Genomic DNA, 20,441 nt, shown 5'->3' with positions numbered 1-20,441 from the left:
CCAAGATGGCCGCTATCGGCGCTGCAATGCGTAAGCTGGCGCATCTGTGCTTTGGTGTCGTCCAGACCGGCAAGCCCTACGATCCAACATTTGCGATGTAAGGCTTGACGAGCAAGACGGTATCTACAGCCGTATTTACGTATCTTTACATCCAGTTCGGCAATTACTTGCCCGGATCCTTCTGGTTCGTGAACTGGTCGAATTCAACGTTGTACGGCTGGCCATTGACCATTTCGACCTTACGCACATACACGGTCTGCACCACGTCGCGGGTGGCCGGGTCGATGGTGATCGGGCCGCGCGGGCTCTGGATCTTCATGCCTTTCAGCACGCCCATTGCCGCGTCGCCGTCGATCTTGCCTTTCAGCTTGTTGCTGACCTGGTAGATCGCGTTCATGCCGTCATAGGCCGCCACGGCCATGAAGTTCGGACGGCCGCCCTGCGGGTTGGCGGAAGCGAAGCTCTTCAGGAAGGCGTCGTTCTCGGGCGATTTATGGGCGGCCGAATAGTGGAAGGTGGTGATCACGCCTTGCGTCGCATCGCCCATTGCCGGCAGCACGTGGTCGTCGGTCAAATCTCCGGTGGCAATGACCTTGATGCCGGCTGCGGCCAGGCCGCGTTCGCGGTAGCCCTTCATGAAGGCGATCGACTGCTCGCCGGCCGGCACGAAGACGAACACGGCATCCGGCTTGGCGTCCTTGATGCGCTGGATGAAGGGGGCGAATTCCGGATTGCGCAGCGGAACGCGGATCGCTTCGACGATCTTGCCGCCGCTCTTCACCAGGCGGTCGCTGAAGGCCTTTTCGGCGTCGATGCCGGGACCGTAGTCGGCCACCACGGTGGCCACGTTCATGACCTTGTTCTTGACCGCCCAGTCGGCCATCGGCGCCGAGATCTGCGGCAGCGTCATCGAGAAGCGCGCGATGTAGTCGGATTTCGTGGTGATGACGGAGGTGGCCGCGTTCATGATGATCATCGGCTTCTTCGCCTGCTGGGCGATCGGCGCCACGGCCAGGGCTTCCGGCGTCAGGCCGAAGCCGGCCAGGAAGTCGACCTTGTCGCGCACCACGAGTTCCTGCGCCAGGCGCTTGGCCACTTCCGGCGCCGGGCCGGTGGTGTCCTTGTAGATGATCTGGATCTTCTTGCCCGCCACGGTATCGCCGTGCTGGGCCATCCAGGCCTTGATGCCGCCTTCCATCTGCTTGCCGTAGTCGGCGAAGGGGCCGGAGAAGGCGGCGATCACGCCGACCTTGATGGTGCCCTGGGCCAGCGCGGCGGGCGCAATGGCAAAAGTAGCGGTGGCGGCCAGGGCCGCGGCAATCGTCGTGAACTTCATCTTTGTCTCCTGTGGTTGGTCTTGTCGGACGCCTTGGGGCAGCGTGGCGCGGCCGTGTCCTTATCACAACTGCATCGACGCCCCCGCAAGCATATTGTTGACAAGCTTGCGTGACAACCATAGTATCGGCTTTGTGTTCGATTAACAACCTCTTGTTCGTTAATCGAACGCAATGCTTGAAAAGCCTGCTTTAAAGCTCTATCCAATAAAACACGGAGACAACATGAAGAACACCATCTGCAGCGCTGTGGCGCTGATGTGCGGCCTGGCCGCGTCGGCAGCAAACGCGCAGACCGCGGTCCAGATCTACGGTATCGTCGACAGCGGCATCGCCCACCTGACCAACGTCAATAGTGCAGGCGATTCGATCACCAAGGTCCCATCGCTCACCAGCTCCTTCCCCTCGCGTATCGGCTTCCGCGGCACCGAGGACCTGGGCAACGGCCTGCAGGCCTTCTTCGTGCTGGAAAACGGCCTGGCGCTGGACACCGGCACCCAGCAGCAGGGCGGCCGCCTGTTCGGCCGCCAGGCGAATGTCGGCATCAAGGGCGCATGGGGCACCATCACCCTCGGCCGTCAGCAGAACATGACCTATATCTCGGGCCTCAAAACCGACGTGCTCGGCCCGCACCTGTTCGCGATCGGCTCGATCGATCCTTACCTGCCGAACGCGCGCAGCGACAATGCGATCGGCTACATGGGCAACTTCAACGGATTCGTGCTGGGCGCGACCTACAGCTTCGGCCGTGACGCCTCGAGCGCGGGCGGCCCTGCCGCCACCAACTGCGCAGGCGAAGTCGGCGGCGATTCGAAGGCCTGCCGCCAGGTGACGGGCCTGATCGGCTATGAAACCAAGGCCTGGGGCCTGAACGCGTCCTACGACAAGCTGCACGGCAACGTCGGCGCCGCCGGCGGCCTGACCAGCAGCGACAACACCGACGTGCGCAAGACGGTCAATGCGTATGTGATGTTCGGCCCGACCAAGCTGGGCGGCGGCGTGATCGCACGCGACACGGATGCGAACGCCACGGTCGGGGATTCGGAATCGAACCTCTACTACCTGGGCGTGAGCCATCCGTTCGGCTCCTTCGTCGGCGACCTGCAGGTGGCGCGCCGCGACACCAAGGACTCGCCGAACGACGTCAACATGCTGGTGGCACGCCTGACCTATGCGATGTCGAAGCGGACCTTCGTCTACGGCGCGGTTGGCCGCATGGACAACAAGGGCGCGTCGGCGGTGGCGCTGGATGCGGGTGGTACGGTGGGTGCGGGCCTGGCGCAGAACGGCGTCATGGTCGGTCTGCGTCACCACTTCTGAGCGAACCTCGATAAACCTACTGCGCGTCGAACTCTTGGCCTGCGATGCTCGCTGTACGTTCGTACAGCTGCGCTTCTCGGCCAAGATTTCTTCCGCTCGCTACGGTTTCTCGAGGTTCGGATACGTTGGTTGAAAAACAGCGAGAAGCCTTACGGCAGCAGCACGGCCAACTCCTGCGCACCGCGCTGCAGCACGGGCAGGAACTCCTGCCGCATGCGCTCGGCACTCACGCGCCCGGCCTGGGCGCCGACGTTCAGCGCGGCCAGCACCTGGCCCGAGGCGCCGCGCACCGGCACGGCGATCGAGCGCAGGCCCAGTTCCAGTTCCTCGTCGTTGATCGCGTAACCGTCCTGGCGCACCTGCGCCAGGATCTCGCGCAGGCGCTTCTGGCTGGTGACCGTCTTGTCGGTCATCGCTTTCAGCCGGGCTTTCTCGAAATAGGCATCCAGCTCGTGCGGCGCCAGGTGCGCCAGCATCACGCGGCCGAGCGAGGTGCAGTAGGCCGGCAGGCGGCTGCCCGTGTTCAGGGCCACCGACATCACGCGCGACGCGGCCGAGCGCGCCACATACAGCACTTCGCCATCGTCGAGCACGGCCAGCGAGCAGGATTCGCCCAGCTCGCGGCTGATGCCGTTCAGGTAGGGCTGGCTCGACACCGTCAGCGGCGTCGACGACAGGTAGGAGTAGCCGAGGGTCAGCACCTTCGGGCGCAGCGAAAAATTATTCAGCTCGGCATCGACATAGCCGAGCTGCTGCAGCGTGTACAGGCAGCGGCGCACGGCCGCGCGCGGGATGCCGGTCTTCTGGCTGATCTGGGCGATGGTTTGCGGCTTGCGCGAATCGCTGAAGGCCTGCACCACGGCCAGGCCCCGTGCCAGCGAGGTCATGAAGCTGGGGTCGGTCAGGGCGTCGATCTGCTCGGCGATCGTCGGTTCACGTTCTTCTGCGGAATCAAGGCTCTCCGGCCCGTCGGTATGCGTTGTCGATTTTGTCATGGCGCGATTTTAATGCAGGGGAGGGCGATCCAATTGGTCTTTTTATCTTGACCTTTCGGCCAGCGTGCTACTACACTGGTTGGGCGGTAATCAACCATTAGTGCGATTATCGAACAACACCTCCCATATTTCAAGCACGATCAATCGTGCACACCAAGGTGGAGACATGATCGACAAAACCTTTGAATCGCTGGAGCAGGCCGTAGCGGACGTGCACGATGGTGCGACCGTCATGATCGGCGGCTTCGGCAATGCCGGCATGCCGGCCCAGCTGATCGATGCACTCATCGCGCAAGGCGCGCGCGAGCTCACCATCGTCAACAACAACGCCGGCAACGGCGACACCGGCCTGGCGGCATTGCTGGCTGCCAAGCGCGTGCGCAAGATCATCTGCTCCTTCCCGCGCCAGACAGACTCCCACCATTTCGACGCGCTGTACCGCGCCGGCGAAATCGAACTCGAACTGACCCCGCAGGGCAACCTGGCCGAACGCATCCGCGCCGCCGGCGCCGGCATCGGCGGCTTCTTCACCCCGACCGGCTACGGCACCCTGCTGGCCGAGGGCAAGGAAACGCGCCTGATCGATGGCCGCCACTATGTGCTTGAGTCGCCGATCCACGCCGACTTCGCGCTCATCAAGGCACATAAAGGCGACCGCTGGGGCAACCTCGTGTACCGCAAGACCGCACGCAACTTCGGCCCGATCATGGCGATGGCGGCCAAGGTCGCGATCGCGCAGGTGAACGAGATCGTCGAGCTGGGCGAACTCGATCCGGAAAACATCGTCACGCCGGGCATCTTCGTCCAGCGCGTGGTGAAGGAGGCAGCATGAACAAGTTCTCGCGTGACCAGATCGCCGCCCGCGTGGCGCAAGACATCTTCGAGGGCGCCTACGTCAACCTCGGCATCGGCCTGCCGACCAAGGTGGCCAACTTCCTCCCAAGCGACCGCGAAGTCTTCCTGCACAGCGAGAACGGCCTGCTCGGCATGGGCCCGGCGCCCGCCGAGGGCGAGGAAGACGAGGACCTGATCAACGCCGGCAAGCAGCCGGTCACCATCCTCACCGGCGGCGCCTATTTCCACCACGCCGATTCCTTCGCCATGATGCGCGGCGGCCACCTCGACATCTGCGTGCTGGGCGCGTTCCAGGTGTCGGAGAAGGGCGACCTCGCCAACTGGCATACGGGCGCGCCGGATGCGATTCCCGCCGTCGGCGGCGCCATGGACCTGGCCATCGGCGCCAAGCAGGTCTTCGTGATGATGGACCACCAGACCAAGAGTGGAGAGAGCAAGATCGTGCGCGAATGCACCTACCCGTTGACCGGCGTGGCTTGCGTGAACCGCATCTATACCGACCTCGCCGTGCTCGACGTGACGCCCGATGGCTTGCGCGTGCTCGAGATGGCGCCCGGCCTCACCTTCGACGAGCTGCAAGCCGTCACCTCCGCGCCTCTTTTGGCGACCTGAAAGGACGAACATGACTGACGCATTCATCTGCGATGCCATCCGCACGCCGATCGGCCGCTACGGCGGCTCCCTGAAGGATGTCCGTGCCGACGACCTCGGCGCGATCCCGCTGCGCGAACTCATGCGCCGCAACCCGGGCGTCGACTGGACGCAGGTCGACGACGTGATCTTCGGCTGCGCCAACCAGGCCGGCGAGGACAACCGCAACGTCGCCCACATGTCCTCGCTGCTGGCCGGCCTGCCGGCCGACGTGCCGGGCACCACCGTCAACCGCCTGTGCGGCTCGGGCATGGACGCGATCGGCATCGCCGCGCGCGCCATCAAGGCCGGCGAGACCCGGCTGATGATCGCCGGCGGCGTCGAATCGATGACGCGCGCGCCTTTCGTGATGGGCAAGGCCGACGCCGCCTTCTCGCGCCAGGCCGCGATCTACGACACCACCATCGGCTGGCGCTTCCCGAACAAGGCGATGAAGCACCAGTACGGCACCGATTCGATGCCGGAAACGGCGGAGAACGTCGCCGTCGACTACAAGGTCTCGCGCGAAGACCAGGATAAATTTGCCCTGGCCAGCCAGCAAAAGACGGCGCGCGCCCAGAAAGAGGGCCTGTTCGCGGACGAGATCGTCCCGGTGCTGATCCCGCAGAAAAAAGGCGATCATATTGCCTTCGACAAGGACGAACATCCGCGCGAAACCAGCATCGAGGCGCTGGCCAAGCTGAAGGGCGTCGTGCATCCGGAAGGTTCGGTCACGGCCGGTAACGCCTCGGGCGTGAACGATGGCGCCTGCGCCGTGCTGATCGCCAGCGCCGAAGCGGCCGAGAAATACGGCCTGACCAAGCGCGCGCGCATCGTCGGCATGGCGACCGCCGGCGTGCCGCCGCGCGTGATGGGCATCGGCCCGGCGCCGGCCAGCAAGAAGCTGCTGGCCCAGCTCGGCATGAGCATCGACCAGATGGACATCATCGAACTCAATGAAGCCTTCGCATCGCAAGCTTTGGCCGTATTGCGCGAACTCGGCGTTGCCGACGACGATCCAAGAGTGAACCCCTACGGCGGCGGCATCGCCCTCGGGCACCCGCTGGGCATGAGCGGCGCGCGCCTGGTCACCACCGCCATGTACCAGTTGCACCGCACCGGCGGACGCTACGCGCTGTGCACGATGTGCATCGGCGTGGGGCAGGGGATCGCGATGGTGATCGAACGCGTTTGAGGCAGTCCGGGCAGCACACTATTACAAGCAGGAGACACAGCATGAACCAGCACTACAAGACAGGGAGGCGGCCATGATCGGTAATTTCGTCGGCGTGCTCTTCGACGGCATCGCCTATGGCAGCCTGCTCTTCCTGATCAGCGTGGGTCTATCCGTCACGATGGGCCTGATGAACTTCATTAACCTGGCGCACGGCGCCTTTGCGATGGTCGGCGGCTATGTCTGCGTGACCCTTTTGCAAAAAATGGGCATGCCTTTCCTGGCGACCCTGCCGCTCGCCTTCATCGCCGCCGCCGTGATCGGCCTGGTGCTGGAGCGCACGCTCTACCGCCAGCTCTACCAGGCGACCCACCTCGACCAGGTGCTGTTCTCGATCGGCCTGACCTTCATGGCCGTCGCCGGCGCCACCTTCCTGTTCGGCCCGACCCAGCAGCCGGTCAACCTGCCGGACTGGCTGCGCGGCCAGGTCCACGTGCTGGGCCTGGATCTCGGCGCCTACCGCCTGTTCCTGATCGCGGTCGTGGTGCTGGTGACGCTGGGCCTGTACCTGCTGATCGAGCGTACCCGCTTCGGCGCCCAGATCCGCGCCTCGGTCGACAACCAGACCGCGGCCGCCGGCCTCGGCATCAACGTCAGCCGCGTGTTCAGCCTGACCTTCGCCCTCGGCTCCGGCCTGGCCGGCCTGGGCGGCGGCCTCGGCATCGACGTGCTGGGCCTGGACCCGAGCTTCCCCGTCAAGTACATGGTCTACTTCCTGCTGGTCGTGGCCGTGGGCGGCGCCGGTTCCATCAAGGGTCCGCTGATCGCGGCCCTGATCCTCGGCGTGTTCGACGTCGCCGGCAAATACTATGTGCCGGAAGTGGGCGCCTTCGTGATCTACACGCTGATGGTCGTCCTGTTGATCCTGTTCCCGTTTGGTCTGGTACGGAGGAAAGCATGAGTGCCTTTTCCAGCTCGGCTCTGAAAGCCAAGAGCGCCGCCGGCGCAACCGACAACCAACTTGTGCCTGCCATGGACAAATCCGCGCTGCGCCTGCCGAACGACCGCTGGAAGCCGCTCGAGATCGTGTTCTGGCTGCTGCCGGTGGCGTCCTACTTCCTTTTCCCGGACTACCTGGTCCTGATCAGCCAGATCATGATCGTCGGCCTGTTCGCGCTGTCGCTCGACCTGATCCTGGGCTATGCGGGCATCGTCTCGCTCGGCCACGCGGCCTTCTTCGGGCTCGGCGCCTACACGGCCGGCCTGCTGTCGGTGCATGGCTGGGGCGAGCCGATTTCCGGGCTGCTGGCGGCGGGCGTAGTGGCCGGTATCGCCGGCCTGATCGTCAGCTTCCTGGTCGTGCGCGGCCAGGACCTGGCGCGCCTGATGGTGACTCTCGGCATCGGCCTGATGCTGTTCGAAGCGGCCAACAAGGCAGCCTTCATCACCGGCGGCGTCGACGGCCTGTCGGGCATGGCGATGAGCAATCTGTTCGGTGTCTTCGAATTCGACCTGTTCGGCAAGACGGCCTTCTGGTACAGCTTCGGCGTGCTGTTCATCCTGTTCGTGCTGATGCGCCGCCTGGTGAACTCGCCCTTCGGCATGTCGCTGCGCGGCATCCGCGAAGGCGGCCGCCGCATGCCGGCCATCGGCGCCCACGTCGACCGCCGCCTGAAAGCCATCTTCACCGTCGCCGCCATCGTCGCCGGCATGGCAGGGGCGCTGCTGGCGCAGACGACCCAGTTCGTCGGCCTCGACGTACTCGGCTTCCCGCGTTCGGCGGAGCTCCTCATCATGCTGGTGCTGGGCGGTACCGGACGCCTGTACGGCGCCCTGATCGGCGCGGCCGTGTTCATGGTGGCCCAGGACAAGATCTCGGGCCTGGATCCGGCCTACTGGCAGTTCTACATCGGCCTGTTCCTGGTGCTGATCGTGCTGTTCGCACGCGGCGGCATCATGGGCGGCGCGGAGAAAATCATTGCGCGCTTCAAGCGCAAGGAGGCAGCATGACCAATACCCTGCGTACCGAAGGCCTGTCCAAGCAGTGGGGCGGCTTCAAGGCGAACACCGACATCTCGCTGACCTTCGAGCCGGGCGCACGCCACGCGCTGATCGGCCCGAACGGCGCCGGCAAGACCACCTTCATCAACCTGCTGACCGGCGGCTTCCCGCCGAGCAGCGGCGCGGTCTACCTGGGCAGCGAGAACATCACGAAGCTGCCGCAGCATGAGCGCGTGAAGATGGGCATGACGCGCACCTTCCAGATCAACACGCTGTTCGCGGGCATGACGGTGCTGGAATCGGTCGTGCTGGCGATCTGCGAGCGCCGCGGCCTGCAGAAGGTGTGGTGGAAGACGGTCGAGAAGCATGACGAGGTAGTGGCCGAGGCGATGGAGCTGCTGGCGACCCTGAAGCTGACCAAGGAAGCCAATTCGATCACCCGCAGCATGGCCTACGGCAAGCAGCGCCTGGTCGAGATCGCGCTGGCGCTGGCCACAAAACCGAAGATCCTGCTGCTGGACGAACCGGCCGCCGGCATTCCGTCCGCCGAGAGCAAGGAACTGTTCGAGGTCATCGCGGCCTTGCCGCGCGACGTGACGGTGCTCTTCATCGAGCACGACATGGGCCTCGTGTTCCGCTTTGCCGACCGCATCACGGTGCTGGTGGGCGGCAAGGTGCTGACCGAGGGGACGCCGGCCGAAATCGCCGCCGACCCGCGCGTGAAGGAAGTGTATCTGGGCGAGGTGGAACATGGCTGAACTGCTGGCATTGGACAAAGTCACCGCCGGCTACGGCGAGTCGATCGTATTGGAGGACGTGTCGTTCACGATGAACGAGGGCGACAGCCTGGCGCTGCTGGGCCGCAATGGCGTCGGCAAGACCAGTTTGCTGGTCACCTTGATGGGCCTGACGCGCCTGCATAAAGGTTCCATTCGCTGGGGCGGCGCCGACATCGCGCGCGTGCCGACCTATAAACGCTCGCGCACGGGCCTGGGCTGGGTGCCGCAGGAGCGGCACATGTTCCCGTCCTTGACGGTCGAGGAGCACCTGACCGTGGTCGCCCGTCCCGGTCCCTGGAACCTGGCCAAGATCTACGAGATCTTCCCGCGCCTGCACGAACGCCGCGCAAACATGGGCAACCAGCTGTCGGGCGGCGAGCAGCAGATGCTGGCGATCGCCCGTGCGCTGATGACGAATCCGCGCATCCTGCTGCTGGACGAGCCGATGGAGGGACTCGCGCCGATCATCGTGCAGGAGCTGGTGCGGGTGATTCGCAAGCTGGTGGCGGAAGAGGGCATGTCCGTCATTGTCGTGGAGCAGCATGCGCGCCTGGCGCTGTCACTCACTTCACGGGCAATCGTTTTGGATCGCGGCCGCATTGTCCATGATTCCGATTCTGCGAGCCTTTTAGCCGACGGCGACAAGCTGGATCGACTCGTGGCCGTAGCGTAACGTAGGGCGGGCATGCCCGCGTTGATACGTATCCGCCGCGACGACCTGCTCGAAGATCTTGCCGCCGCGTATCACGCGGGCATGCCCGCCCTACAAAAAAAGCGCCCTCGGGCGCATACACAAAAATAGAGGAGACACACCTTGAACCACCTGAACAAAACCCGCCGCACCATCCTGCTCGGCGCCGCCTTGCTGTCCGCCGGCATCGCACACTCGGCCACCGCCGCCGAGCCCCTGAAAGTCGGCCTCATCGTCCCGATGTCCGGCCCCTTCGCTTCCACCGGCCGCCAGGTCGACGCCGCCGTCAAGCTGTTCATGCAGCAGAACGGCGCCACCGTTGCAGGCCGCGAAGTGCAGATCATCCTGAAGGACGACGGCGGCGTCTCGCCTGACGTCACCAAGCGCCTGGCCCAGGAACTGATCGCCCGCGACAAGGTGCAGGTGCTGGCCGGCTTCGGCCTGACCCCGCTGGCCTTTGCCGCCGCGCCGATCGCGACGCAAGCGAAGGTGCCGATGATCGTCATGAACGCGGCCACCTCGGTGATCCCGCAGCGCTCGCCCTACATCGTGCGCACCGGCTTCACGCTGGCGCAGGTGACGGCGCCGATCGCGCAGTGGGCCGCGAAGAACAAGATCAAGTCGGTCGTCACCTTCGTCTCCGACTACGGTCCGGGCATCGACGCCGAAAAGGTGTTCGTGAAGGACTTCACCGCGGCCGGCGGCAAGATCGTCGCCTCGCTGCGCGCACCCCTGCGCAATCCCGACTATTCGCCTTTCCTGGCGCGCGTGAAGGATGCCAAGCCGGATGCGCTGTTCGTGTTCGTGCCGTCGGGCGAGGGCGCCGCCGTGCTGAAGCAGTTCACCGACCGCGGCCTGGCCCAGGCCGGCATCAAGCTGATCGCCACCGGCGACGTGCTGGACGACGACCTGATGCCGAGCATCGGCAACGCGGCGCTGGGCGTGGTCAGCAGCCACCATTATTCGGCCGCGCATCCGTCGCCGGAAAACAAGGCATTCGTTGCCGCCTTCACCAAGGCGAACAAGAACATGCGCCCGAACTTCCACGCCGTCGGAGCGTATGACGGCATGCACCTGCTGTACGCGGCGCTGAAGAAGACCGGTGGCAAGAGCGACGGACCGGCCCTGCTGGAAGCGATGAAGGGCCAGTCCTGGACCAGCGTGCGCGGCCCGGTCACGATCGACCCGGCCACCCGCGACATCGTGCAGACGGTCTACATCCGCAAGGCCGAGCAGGTCGATGGCGGCGTGTACAACGTCGAGTTCGACAAGGTCGAGAAGTTCAAGGATCCGGGCGTCGAGTAAGAATGACGCTGCCGGGGTTCCGTCCCCGGCAAGGCCGGACTATTTGTCGACCACGGGCACCGCCAGCGGTGCCCGGCTCTGCTCGTTGTTCTCGTGCACCAGCTTGGCGAGCAGCGACATGAATACCTGCTGCTCCTGCACACTCAAGGGTTCGAGCAGCCGCTCCCGGAGCCGCTGCGCGCCGGGCACTAACGCATCGAGCAGGGCCTGTCCCGTTTGCGTGATGCTGAGCGCGCGCTGGCGCCGGTTATGCGGAATCACACGCCGTTCCAGCAATCCCTTTTCTTCCAGCCGCGCGCATACGGTCGCCCCGGTCGAGGTATCGATCGCCGCCAGGCCCGCGAGCGAGACCTGGTCGATGCCCGGATGCTCGGCCAGCCGGCTGAGGATCGCGTACTGAACAGGCGTCAGTTCATTGCCCATTTCGTCGTAAAAAATCGACACCGAAATCTGCTGTGCCCGCCGCAGCAAGTGGCCGGGGTGGTTATACAAATCGAGCATCGCGCCCGGGCCATCATGTGCTTTTTCTGCAGGCATATTTCTTCGAATAATGTGGTGCGCTGCACCATCAAGAAAGTTTGAAAATACAGTTTACTTCGTACGTCAAACGCGTGATACTTTTCTCACATTCAGTACACTGAATATCGCACACAAAACAAGGAGGAGACAAGATGTTCCCAAAGAATGCCTGGTACGTGGCCTGCACCCCTGACGAAATCGAAGGCAAGCCGCTCGGCCGCCAGATCTGCGGCGAAAAAATCGTGTTCTATCGCGGAAAAGAGGGCAAGGTCGCCGCGGTCGAGGATTTCTGCCCGCACCGCGGCGCGCCGCTCTCGCTCGGCTTCGTGCGCGACGGTAACCTGGTCTGCGGCTACCACGGCCTGGAAATGGGCTGCGAAGGCAAGGCCATCAGCATGCCGGGCCAGCGCGTGCGCGGCTTCCCCTGCATCCGCAGCTATCCGGTCGAAGAGCGCTACGGCTTCATCTGGGTCTGGACCGGCGACAAGGAAGCGGCCGACCCGGCCACCATCCACCATCTCGAATGGGCCGAGAATCCGGAATGGGCCTACGGTGGCGGCTTGTACCACATCAACTGCGACTACCGCCTGATGGTCGATAATCTGATGGATTTGACCCACGAAACCTATGTCCACGCGTCCTCCATTGGCCAGAAGGAAATCGACGAGGCGCCGGTCACGACCAAAGTGGAGGGCGAGCAGGTGGTCACCAGCCGCTTCATGGAAAACATCATGCCGCCGCCGTTCTGGCAGGCGGCCCTGCGCGGCAACGGCCTGGCCGACGACGTGCCGGTCGACCGCTGGCAGATCTGCCGCTTCAATGCGCCCAGCCACGTGATGATCGAGGTCGGCGTCGCGCATGCGGGCAAGGGCGGCTACCACGCACCGGCGGAACATAAAGCATCCTCGATCGTGGTCGACTTCATCACGCCCGAGACCGAAACGTCGCACTGGTACTTCTGGGGCATGGCGCGCAACTTCAAGCCGCAGGATGCCGAGCTGACGGAGACCATCCGCGAAGGCCAGGGCAAGATTTTCGGCGAGGACCGCGAGATGCTGGAACTGCAGCAGCAGAACATCCTGCGCCACCCGGAGCGCAAGCTCCTGATGTTGAACATCGACGCCGGCGGCGTGCAGTCGCGCCGCATCATCGACCAGTGGCTGTCGAAAGAACAGATGAAGGAGTTTGCGCCATGACTATCGAGGTTCGCGTCGCCGGCAAGCACAACGAGGCCGACGGCATTTGCAGCTACGAGCTGGTGCGCGTCGACGGCGCTGCGCTGCCCGGTTTCGAGGCCGGCGCCCACGTCGACGTCCACCTGCCGAACAATCTCATCCGCCAATACTCGCTCTGCAATGCGCCGGGCGAGACCCACCGCTACCAGATCGGCGTGCTGCGCGACGCCGATTCGCGCGGCGGCTCGGAAGCGATGCACGACCGGATCGACGTCGGCTCCACGCTCACCATCTCGGAACCGAAGAACCACTTTCCGCTGGTCGACGCCAAACGCACGCTGCTGCTGGCTGGCGGCATCGGCGTGACGCCGATCCTGGCGATGGCCGAGACCCTGGCTGCCAGGGGCGCCGCCTTCGAGATGCATTACTGCGCGCGCTCGCCGGAAAAGGCGGCGTTCAAGGAAAGACTGGGCGAATCGCACCTGCGCGACCTGGTCCACTTCCACTACGACAGCGGTGACGCGGCCCAGAAGCTGGACATGGCGGCGCTGCTGGCCAAGCCGGAGCCGGACACGCATTTGTACGTCTGCGGTCCACAGGGCTTCATCTCGTATGTGCTGGATACCGCCAAGGCGCAGGGCTGGCCGCAAGCGCAGCTGCACGTGGAGTACTTCAGCGCGGCGGCGGTGGACACCACCGGCGACCAGTCCTTCGACGTCAAGCTGGCGTCCAGCGGCCAGGTGGTGACGGTGCCGCCGGGGCAGACGGTGATCAAGGTGCTGCTCGATGCCGGCGTCGAGGTGCCGTATTCGTGCGAGGAGGGCGTGTGCGGGACCTGCCTGACCCGTGTGCTGGAAGGCGTGCCGGATCACCGCGACATGTATCTGACCGAGGAAGAGCAGGCGGCGAACGACCAGTTTACGCCGTGCTGCTCGCGCTCGAAGTCGAAGGTGCTGGTGCTGGACTTGTGACGTAGGGTGGGCGCCCTGTGCCCACCGCAATGCGAAAGACGCATCATTGGCGCATTCAAACGGATGCGTCCCATCCGGTGGGCACGGGGCGCCCACCCTACGGGGCTTACAGTTCGGCGACGAAGTCCGCGACCAGGCGGGCAAAGCCTTCCGGCTGCTCGACCGCACTCAGGTGCGACGCCTCCTTCAATACCTCGAGCTTCGCGCCCGGAATACCGTCGGCCAGCGCCTGCGCCATGGGTACCGGCGTGCCCTGATCGAGTTCACCTGCAATCACCAGCGTCGGCACGCCGATCTGCCCGAGCCGCGAGCCCGTATCGACCTTGCCCACCGCCTCGCAGCAGCCCACATAGCCGACGGCGTCGGTGGTGACGAGCCGGCGCCGGAAGCGCGCCACCGTGGCCGCCTTTTGCGCACGGAAGGCGTCATGGAAGTAACGCCCCATGACCGCATCCGCAATCGCCTCGATCCCGTCCGCACGCACGGTCGCGATACGCTGTTCCCACACCGCGCGCGCCGCTTCCGGGTAGCCGCTGGTCGTATTCGCCAGCACCAGCGCCCGTACCAGCGAAGGATGGCGCAGCGCCAGCTCCTGGCCGACCATGCCGCCCATCGACAGGCCGACCCAGACCACCGGTCCCGTATCGAGTTCGCGCAGCAGGCGCGCGGCGTCGTCGGCGAGGTCGCTCATCGCATACAGCGCGTCCGGCGCATCCGAACTGCCGTGGCCGCGGTGGTCGTAGGCGATCACGCGGTTCTCAAGCGCGAGCTGATTGGCCAGCGCATCCCACATCGTCAGGTCGCAGCCAAGCGCGTGGCTGAGTACGACCGTGTGGCGCGGCGCCTTGCCGTTCCTCGGCTCGCGCACGCTGTAGTGCAGGGCAGGGGAGCTGGCCGTGCGGCCTTCGCGTCCGATGCCGGAATGCGCCACCGAACCGGGCGCCGTGGGTTCCAGCGTGTAGCCGATCTGTTCGCCGACGTCGCGCAGGATCGCCAGCGTGTGGGCAAACGCCGTGTTCGCGGCCGGCACGCCGGCGTAGATCGCCGACTGCATCAGGATTTCCTTGATCTCGTCGGGCGTGAGGCGGCTGTCCGCGTCGCCGAGCAGGGCCGCGCGCACGTGCAGTTCGAATTCTTCCCAGCGTCCGAGCGCGGTCGTGATCGACAGGACGATCGCGCGCCGCATCTTGTGTTCCAGGCCGGGCCGGCCCCAGATCTCGTTCCAGGCAAAGCGCGTGATCAGGTTCTGGAAGTCGGCGTTGAAACTGTTGGCGTTGTTGATCGAACGGTCGACCCAGGCGTCGCCAAGGACGCTGCGGCGGTTCTGCAGGCCGCGTTCGAAATCGTGGTCAATGGGATCGAAACTCATGCGTCCTCTAGGTAGTGTAAGGGTGGGTGGCGTCCAGTTCGGCCATCTGGCTGCGCAGGGCCTGCAGCTGACTTTCGGCCAGGGTGCGTGCCGGTTCCGAAGCGGCGACCGGATCGAACAACGAGGCGAGCTGCTGCAGGTCGACCTGCGCGGCGAGCTGCGGATCGGCCTCGATGGTCTCGCGCAGCAGCGCGTCGAGCGGCTTGCCTTCGCTGGTGACGCGCCGGGTCAGGCCTTCGAGCAGCGCATGGGCCTTCGGACGGCCGATGGCGCCGGCGAGATAGCCGGAGGCGCTTTCGGCGAACACGAGGCCGTGCTGGGCCGCGATATTCGCCAGCATGCGCTCGCGGTCGACATTCAGGTCCGCGAAGGCATCGTTCAATGCGCGCAAGGCGCCGTGGGCCGAGAGGAACAAGGGCGGCCATTCGGCCAGTTCCGCCTGCCAGTTGCCCAGGCCCCGCTCGTGCTGCTGGTCCATGCAGGACAGCAACCCCGCCGCATGCTGGGGCGTGCGGCGCGCCGCGGCCAGGGCGATCATGCTCGAGACGGGATTGCGCTTGTGCGGCATCGCCGAGGAGCCGCCGCGGCCGTTGCCCGAAGGTTCGGCCAGTTCGGCGATCTCGCCCTGGGCCATCAGGCTCAGGTCGGTGGCGAGCTTGCCGAGGCTGCCCACCAGGACCGCCACTTCCATGCCGAGCCGGACCCACTCGTCGCGCTGGGTATGCCAGGCGGCGTCGGCCACCCGCAGGCCGAGCGTTGCTGCCATGCGCGTGGCGACCGGCGCGCCCTTGTCCTTCATGACGGACAGGGTGCCCACCGCGCCGCCCAGCTGCAGCTGCAGGGCGCGTTCGGCGGCCGTGCGCAGGGCAATCCGGGCGCGCACCAGCGGCGCCAGCCAGCCGGCCAGCTTGAAGCCGAAGCTCGTCACCTGGGCCGGCTGCATCAGGGTGCGCGCCAGTACCGGGGTGGCGAGATGGTCGCCGGCGAGCTTGAACAGGTGCCCGCTCAGTTCCTTCAGACCCGCGTCCAGCAGCTGCAAGGCCTCGCGCGTGACCAGCACCATCGCGCTGTCGATCACGTCCTGGCTGGTGCTGCCCCAGTGCACATGGCGCGCCGCTTCTTCGTCGTAGAGGGCGACGGTGCGGGTCAATTCCTTCACCAAAGGGATCGCCAGGCTGCCGGCGCGGCGGCCGGCATGAATCAGGGCCGGGATGTCGTACAGCTCGGCCTTGCAGACGCCCGCGATGGCGCTTGCGGCGGCCGGCGGGATCAGGCCTTCCTCGGCCTGGGCACGCGCCAGCGCCGCCTCGAAGCGAAACATGGCGTCGACGACCGCCGCGTCGTCGAACACGGCGATCATCTCGGAGGTGGTAAGAAAGCTGTCGAAAATCGATACGCTCACAGAGTCTCCCGATCCAGGCCGGTCATGCGTAGTCGAAGAAAACGGTTTCCGCTTCGCCCTGCATCCGGATATCCCAGTGATATTGCCCGTCGCCCGTGCGGCGCGCAAGCAGGGTCGCGCGGCGCGCTTCCGGCACCTGGTTCAGGATGCTCGAGTCGGCCAGGCCGGGGTCGTCTTCCAAGAAGACGGCGGTGAACTGGTGCAGCACCAGGCCGCGCGCGAACACGGTCACGTACATCAGCGGCTCGCCGGGCTTGGCCGCATCGGGCTTCGAGACGCGCAGGCTGAATTCGCCGTCGGCACCGCTCGGCACGCGGCGAAAGCCCGGGATCAGCTGCTCCGGCTCGAGCGCCGCACCGTCCGGCGTCCAGGCTTCGATCTGGGCGTCGTTGATTGGCGCGCCGTCGCCGTCGAAGATGTTGCCGGTGACGAGCACGGTCTCGCCCGTGGTTTTCAGGTGGCCCGGGATGCAGGCGTCGACCGCCCATTGCCAGGCTTCGTGCGAGAAGGGGCCAATGGTTTGCGAGGTGGTGATCTTGGACATTGTCTTCTCCTTACAGGCCCATTGGCGTGGCGTTGCGTCCGCGCAGGACGATGTCGAATTCGTAGCCGAGCATTTCGCCGCCGACCGTTTCTTCGAGACTGAAGCGTGAGATCAGGCGCTGGCGGGCCGCTTCGTCGGGCACGCTCTGGAAAATCGGGTCGTAGGCGAACAGCGGATCGCTCGGGAAATACATCTGGGTCACCAGGCGCTGGGCATAGACATTGCCGAACAGCGAGAAGTGAATGTGCGCAGGGCGCCAGGCCTTGTCGTGGTTGCCCCAGGGGTAGGGGCCGGGCTTGATCGTCACGAAGCGGTAGCGGCCTTCCTCGTCGGTCAGCATCTTGCCCAAGCCGTAAAAGTTCGGGTCGAGCGGCGCGGCGTGCTGGTCGCGGCTGTGCCAGTAGCGGCCGGCCGAGTTCGCCTGCCAGACTTCGACCAGCGAATTGCGCACCGGCTTGCCGTCCTCGTCGACGACGCGGCCGGTGACGACGATCTTCTCGCCCAGCGGCTCGCTCTCGCCATGGGCGGTGAGATCCGTATCGTGCGGCAGCAGGATGCGCGGCGTCGCGACGATGTTCTGGCTGGTCGGCACCGGCGCCTCGATGCGCAGGGCCGGCTGGGTCGGTCCGCGCTTGACGGTGGATTTATAGGCGGGATAGATGAGTTCGGGATAAATGCCCGGCTCGATGGCATCGAATTTCACGGCGTGTCTCCTCAAGTGGATCTTGTCGATGCCGAAAATGGTAGGCCAGCCTTATCGTCCCTACAAGCGGTGCCGGTGCTGCTTCGTCCGCAGTGCGCACAATATGTGCGATACTCGCACAAATCCTCGACTATTTGCAGCAATGACCACGGAAACCGACTCGCCGCTCGAACGCGACCTCGTCGCCGGCCTCGAAAAGGGGTTGAAGGTGATCGAAGCCTTCGACCAGGAACGCTCGCGCCTGACGATTGCCGAAGTAGCCGAGGCCACCGGCCTGACCCGCGCCGCCGCGCGCCGCTACCTGATTACGCTGACCCATCTCGGCTACATGCGCCACGAGAATAAACTGTTTTCGCTGACGCCGGCCGTGCTGCGCCTGGGCCAGAGCTACCTGCACTCGGCGCGCCTGCCGCGCATCGCCCAGCCGCTGCTGTATCGGCTGGCGTATTCGCTGGGAGAGGCGGCCTCGGTCGGCGTGCTCGACCACGACCAATTGGTCTGCGTGGCCGCAGTCAGCGCCGGCCAGCTGGTCTCGGCAACCCTGCAGCCGGGCACCCGTGTACCCGCCTATTGCACGGCCAATGGCCGCATGCTGCTGGCCAGTCTGCCGCAGGGGCAGATCGACGCCTTCCTCGAGCGCGCGCATCCGGAAGCGATCACCCAGCACACCATCGTCAACCGTGAGCGCCTGGCGCTGGAGATCGCGCGGGCAAGGGCGCAAGGGTATGCGCTGGTCGACCAGGAACTGGAGCTGGGCTTGCGCACGATTGCCGTGCCGGTAAAGAATTTTCGCGGGGACGTGGTGGCGGCGATGAACGTCAGCGTGCATGCCGGACGCTTGCCGATCGAGCAGATGGTGGAGCGCTGTTTGCCGGCGATGATCAAGATTCAGGTGGAGTTAGGGGCATTGCTTTGAGTTTTCGCGGGTGCCGTGCGTTTGCTGGCTTGTTCAGGTCGCGTATCGACGCGTGGACTGCGCATGCCGTGCGACGGCGCTACTTGTAAAGATTAAGCAGTCCGGTGAATCCGTCATCGAGGCCATTGGCCCCGATAACCCCTACGATTCGTGGCTCGTTGAGTTACGAGGTGGATTGCCGTGCACGTAGATCCTATGATGAAAAAAAAGTGAGCCGATTGGCAGATCGAGTCCTAACCTGAGAGTTCGAAACGCAGATTTAGGAGAACGACATGCAACCGGCTCACACTCAAGATTCTACGTCCGCCAATTCGATTTTGACAGTGGCGCTCGAACTTGCGAGCAAGCACTGGAAAGTGGCGCTTCAGGACGACACGCATGCGCGCCCGGCAGTGCACACGACCAAGCAGGAAGGCGCCGCCGAGCGGCTGGACGAAGCGGTGGCCTTGGTGGAGGACGCCAAGCGCCAGTGGCGGCTGCCTTCCTCGTGCAGGACCGTCGTTCTGTACGAGGCTGGGCAGGACGCTTTCTGGATTGCTCGGGCACTACAAGAAAAGGGATATGAAGTCGTCGTCGTCGACCCGGCGAGCATCCCGGTTGAGCGCCAGGCGCGACGTGCCAAGACCGACCGGCTCGACGCGATACGTCTGATGTCGTGTTTGCGTGGCTGGCTGCGCGGCGAACGCGACCGGCTCCACGCGGTACGCGTCCCGACGGCGGAAGCCGAGGACATGCGTCATCTGGTACGCGATCGAGGTCAGCTGCAGAAAGAAGTCGGGCAGCACCGCGATCGGATTTGCAAACTGCTGCGCACGGTCGGGTGCTGGATCCGTATCGGGCCGGGATTTGCCGAGCAGCTCGAGCGCAATGCCATCACATGCCATAACGGCGTTGCGCTGCCGCAGTACCTGCGACAGCGCCTGATTTTGGAATGTCAGCGGCTCGCGTTAGCGGCTCGCCAGCTCAAGGAACTGGAAGCGAGCTTACCGCAGCAGTTGCCTCCAGCAGCAGCGCAATCGGCAACGACGCTGCAGCGACTACGCGGTATCGGCCCGGTCGGCGCACACCGCCTGGTGCTCGAATTATTCTGGCGCCACTTCGACAACGCCAGGCAGGTCGGCAGCTGCGTCGGGCTAGTGCCTCAACCTTACGACAGTGGTCAGAGCAGGATCGACCAAGGCATCAGCAAGCAGGGCAACCGACGAGTGCGTGCCCTGCTCATCGAAATGGCGTGGATGTGGATACGCCATCAGCCCGGCAGTGCACTAACGCGCTGGTTCCTCCGACGAACCGGTAGCGGCAGCATCGACCCGGCCGCAGGAAAGCGCGGCAAGCGCGTCGGCATCGTTGCCGTTGCCCGCAAGCTGGTCATCGCGCTGTGGCGATACCTGAAAGACGCCCTGGTGCCCGAGGGCGCCGAATTGAAAGCGAAGATGGTTTGAGTTGGAAGTTGCTTGAAGCTTGCGAACCCGCAGTCCACCCTGGCTGTCGAACCAACAGCCGACCATAGTAGATGGGGTTCGTCTTAACAAGGTCACCTGAGCGCAGCGCGTATGCAGGATTGGGTTGGGCAGCTAGCCCAACGGATAGAAGGTGGTGAGACGCCAATGTCTCCCGAATGGATGACCGAGAGCTTTAACGCAAGCAAGAGTAAAGGAACAGAAGGACTACGATCGCCGAGACTCACTTGAAAAGCATCATAGAAGGGTGGACTGCTCCACCGTTACGAGATGAACTGCCGCGCGGTATGCGCAGTCC

Annotated in this window: 20 protein-coding genes; 13 read left to right on the top strand and 7 right to left on the bottom strand. The window is 64.8% G+C overall.

The window, feature by feature from the left end:
* Positions 1 to 163 precede the first annotated feature (163 nt).
* Positions 164 to 1,336: an ABC transporter substrate-binding protein gene (locus tag C2862_RS24050; protein WP_136223441.1), complete on the bottom strand. Its 1,173-nt coding sequence runs from the start codon at positions 1,334 to 1,336 to the stop codon at positions 164 to 166.
* A 223-nt stretch (positions 1,337 to 1,559) separates the two neighbouring features.
* Here C2862_RS24050 and C2862_RS24045 point away from each other — a divergent pair, with 223 nt between their 5' ends.
* Positions 1,560 to 2,654 carry a porin gene (locus C2862_RS24045; RefSeq protein WP_136223439.1) on the top strand — a complete coding sequence of 365 codons (1,095 nt, stop codon included), beginning with the start codon at positions 1,560 to 1,562 and terminating at the stop codon, positions 2,652 to 2,654.
* 149 nt (positions 2,655 to 2,803) lie between these two features.
* Here the strand turns inward: C2862_RS24045 and C2862_RS24040 are convergent, their stop codons facing one another.
* Entirely contained in the window at positions 2,804 to 3,649 is an 846-nt protein-coding gene (locus C2862_RS24040; protein ID WP_136223437.1) for an IclR family transcriptional regulator C-terminal domain-containing protein, read from the bottom strand.
* A gap of 166 nt (positions 3,650 to 3,815) precedes the next feature.
* On the opposite strand from C2862_RS24040, the gene C2862_RS24035 reads away from it, so the two are divergent.
* From C2862_RS24035 to C2862_RS24000, 8 genes are all read left to right on the top strand, one after another.
* Entirely contained in the window at positions 3,816 to 4,481 is a 666-nt protein-coding gene (locus C2862_RS24035) for a 3-oxoacid CoA-transferase subunit A (protein WP_136223436.1), read from the top strand.
* On the top strand, positions 4,478 to 5,116 hold the full coding sequence (locus tag C2862_RS24030; protein ID WP_136223434.1) for a CoA transferase subunit B: 639 nt from the start codon (positions 4,478 to 4,480) through the stop codon (positions 5,114 to 5,116). Before C2862_RS24035 ends, C2862_RS24030 begins: the two co-directional genes overlap by 4 nt.
* A gap of 10 nt (positions 5,117 to 5,126) precedes the next feature.
* On the top strand, positions 5,127 to 6,329 hold the full coding sequence (gene pcaF / locus C2862_RS24025; protein ID WP_136223432.1) for a 3-oxoadipyl-CoA thiolase: 1,203 nt from the start codon (positions 5,127 to 5,129) through the stop codon (positions 6,327 to 6,329).
* Between the two features lie 73 nt (positions 6,330 to 6,402).
* The gene (locus C2862_RS24020; protein ID WP_136223430.1) at positions 6,403 to 7,269 is read left to right on the top strand and encodes a branched-chain amino acid ABC transporter permease; all 867 of its coding nucleotides are present in this window, start codon (positions 6,403 to 6,405) and stop codon (positions 7,267 to 7,269) included.
* 71 nt (positions 7,270 to 7,340) lie between these two features.
* Positions 7,341 to 8,318, top strand: a complete 978-nt coding sequence (locus tag C2862_RS24015) for a branched-chain amino acid ABC transporter permease (RefSeq protein ID WP_229467583.1) — start codon at positions 7,341 to 7,343, stop codon at positions 8,316 to 8,318.
* Positions 8,315 to 9,067: an ABC transporter ATP-binding protein gene (locus tag C2862_RS24010; protein WP_136223426.1), complete on the top strand. Its 753-nt coding sequence runs from the start codon at positions 8,315 to 8,317 to the stop codon at positions 9,065 to 9,067. The genes C2862_RS24015 and C2862_RS24010 overlap by 4 nt, the downstream gene beginning before the upstream one ends.
* Entirely contained in the window at positions 9,060 to 9,761 is a 702-nt protein-coding gene (locus C2862_RS24005) for an ABC transporter ATP-binding protein (RefSeq protein ID WP_136223424.1), read from the top strand. Before C2862_RS24010 ends, C2862_RS24005 begins: the two co-directional genes overlap by 8 nt.
* A 141-nt stretch (positions 9,762 to 9,902) precedes the next feature.
* Entirely contained in the window at positions 9,903 to 11,084 is a 1,182-nt protein-coding gene (locus C2862_RS24000; protein ID WP_136223422.1) for an ABC transporter substrate-binding protein, read from the top strand.
* Between the two features lie 39 nt (positions 11,085 to 11,123).
* Here the strand turns inward: C2862_RS24000 and C2862_RS23995 are convergent, their stop codons facing one another.
* Positions 11,124 to 11,621 (bottom strand): MarR family winged helix-turn-helix transcriptional regulator, encoded by a 498-nt coding sequence (locus C2862_RS23995; RefSeq protein WP_229467582.1) that lies wholly within the window; start codon positions 11,619 to 11,621, stop codon positions 11,124 to 11,126.
* Positions 11,622 to 11,755: 134 nt separating this feature from the next.
* Here C2862_RS23995 and C2862_RS23990 point away from each other — a divergent pair, with 134 nt between their 5' ends.
* Together C2862_RS23990 and C2862_RS23985 are read left to right on the top strand one after the other, a co-directional pair.
* Complete coding sequence (locus C2862_RS23990) at positions 11,756 to 12,799, top strand: aromatic ring-hydroxylating dioxygenase subunit alpha (RefSeq protein ID WP_136223420.1); 1,044 nt, start codon at positions 11,756 to 11,758, stop codon at positions 12,797 to 12,799.
* A complete protein-coding gene (locus tag C2862_RS23985; protein WP_136223418.1) occupies positions 12,796 to 13,749 on the top strand; it encodes a PDR/VanB family oxidoreductase in 954 nt (317 codons plus the stop codon). Before C2862_RS23990 ends, C2862_RS23985 begins: the two co-directional genes overlap by 4 nt.
* A 106-nt stretch (positions 13,750 to 13,855) precedes the next feature.
* On the opposite strand, the gene pcaD is transcribed toward C2862_RS23985, so the two are convergent.
* Genes pcaD through pcaH form a run of 4 tightly spaced genes read right to left on the bottom strand, consistent with a single transcriptional unit; the run spans position 13,856 to position 17,767 of the window.
* Positions 13,856 to 15,118 carry a 3-oxoadipate enol-lactonase gene (pcaD, locus tag C2862_RS23980; RefSeq protein WP_136223416.1) on the bottom strand — a complete coding sequence of 421 codons (1,263 nt, stop codon included), beginning with the start codon at positions 15,116 to 15,118 and terminating at the stop codon, positions 13,856 to 13,858.
* A 7-nt stretch (positions 15,119 to 15,125) separates the two neighbouring features.
* Positions 15,126 to 16,520: a 3-carboxy-cis,cis-muconate cycloisomerase gene (gene pcaB, locus C2862_RS23975; RefSeq protein ID WP_136223414.1), complete on the bottom strand. Its 1,395-nt coding sequence runs from the start codon at positions 16,518 to 16,520 to the stop codon at positions 15,126 to 15,128.
* A 22-nt stretch (positions 16,521 to 16,542) separates the two neighbouring features.
* Positions 16,543 to 17,064, bottom strand: a complete 522-nt coding sequence (locus C2862_RS23970) for a protocatechuate 3,4-dioxygenase (RefSeq protein ID WP_136223412.1) — start codon at positions 17,062 to 17,064, stop codon at positions 16,543 to 16,545.
* A 10-nt stretch (positions 17,065 to 17,074) separates the two neighbouring features.
* Positions 17,075 to 17,767, bottom strand: a complete 693-nt coding sequence (pcaH, locus tag C2862_RS23965; RefSeq protein ID WP_136223410.1) for a protocatechuate 3,4-dioxygenase subunit beta — start codon at positions 17,765 to 17,767, stop codon at positions 17,075 to 17,077.
* Positions 17,768 to 17,909: 142 nt separating this feature from the next.
* On the opposite strand from pcaH, the gene C2862_RS23960 reads away from it, so the two are divergent.
* Both C2862_RS23960 and C2862_RS23955 read left to right on the top strand, forming a co-directional pair.
* Positions 17,910 to 18,683 (top strand): IclR family transcriptional regulator C-terminal domain-containing protein, encoded by a 774-nt coding sequence (locus C2862_RS23960; RefSeq protein WP_136223408.1) that lies wholly within the window; start codon positions 17,910 to 17,912, stop codon positions 18,681 to 18,683.
* A 272-nt stretch (positions 18,684 to 18,955) separates the two neighbouring features.
* Complete coding sequence (locus C2862_RS23955) at positions 18,956 to 20,125, top strand: IS110 family transposase (RefSeq protein ID WP_136223406.1); 1,170 nt, start codon at positions 18,956 to 18,958, stop codon at positions 20,123 to 20,125.
* Positions 20,126 to 20,441 lie beyond the last annotated feature (316 nt).

Source organism: Massilia sp. Mn16-1_5 (assembly GCF_004798585.1).
Lineage (GTDB): Bacteria > Pseudomonadota > Gammaproteobacteria > Burkholderiales > Burkholderiaceae_D > Telluria.
The sequence above is the reverse complement of the archived record's forward strand: the minus strand, read 5'-3'. Positions and strand labels throughout refer to the sequence as shown.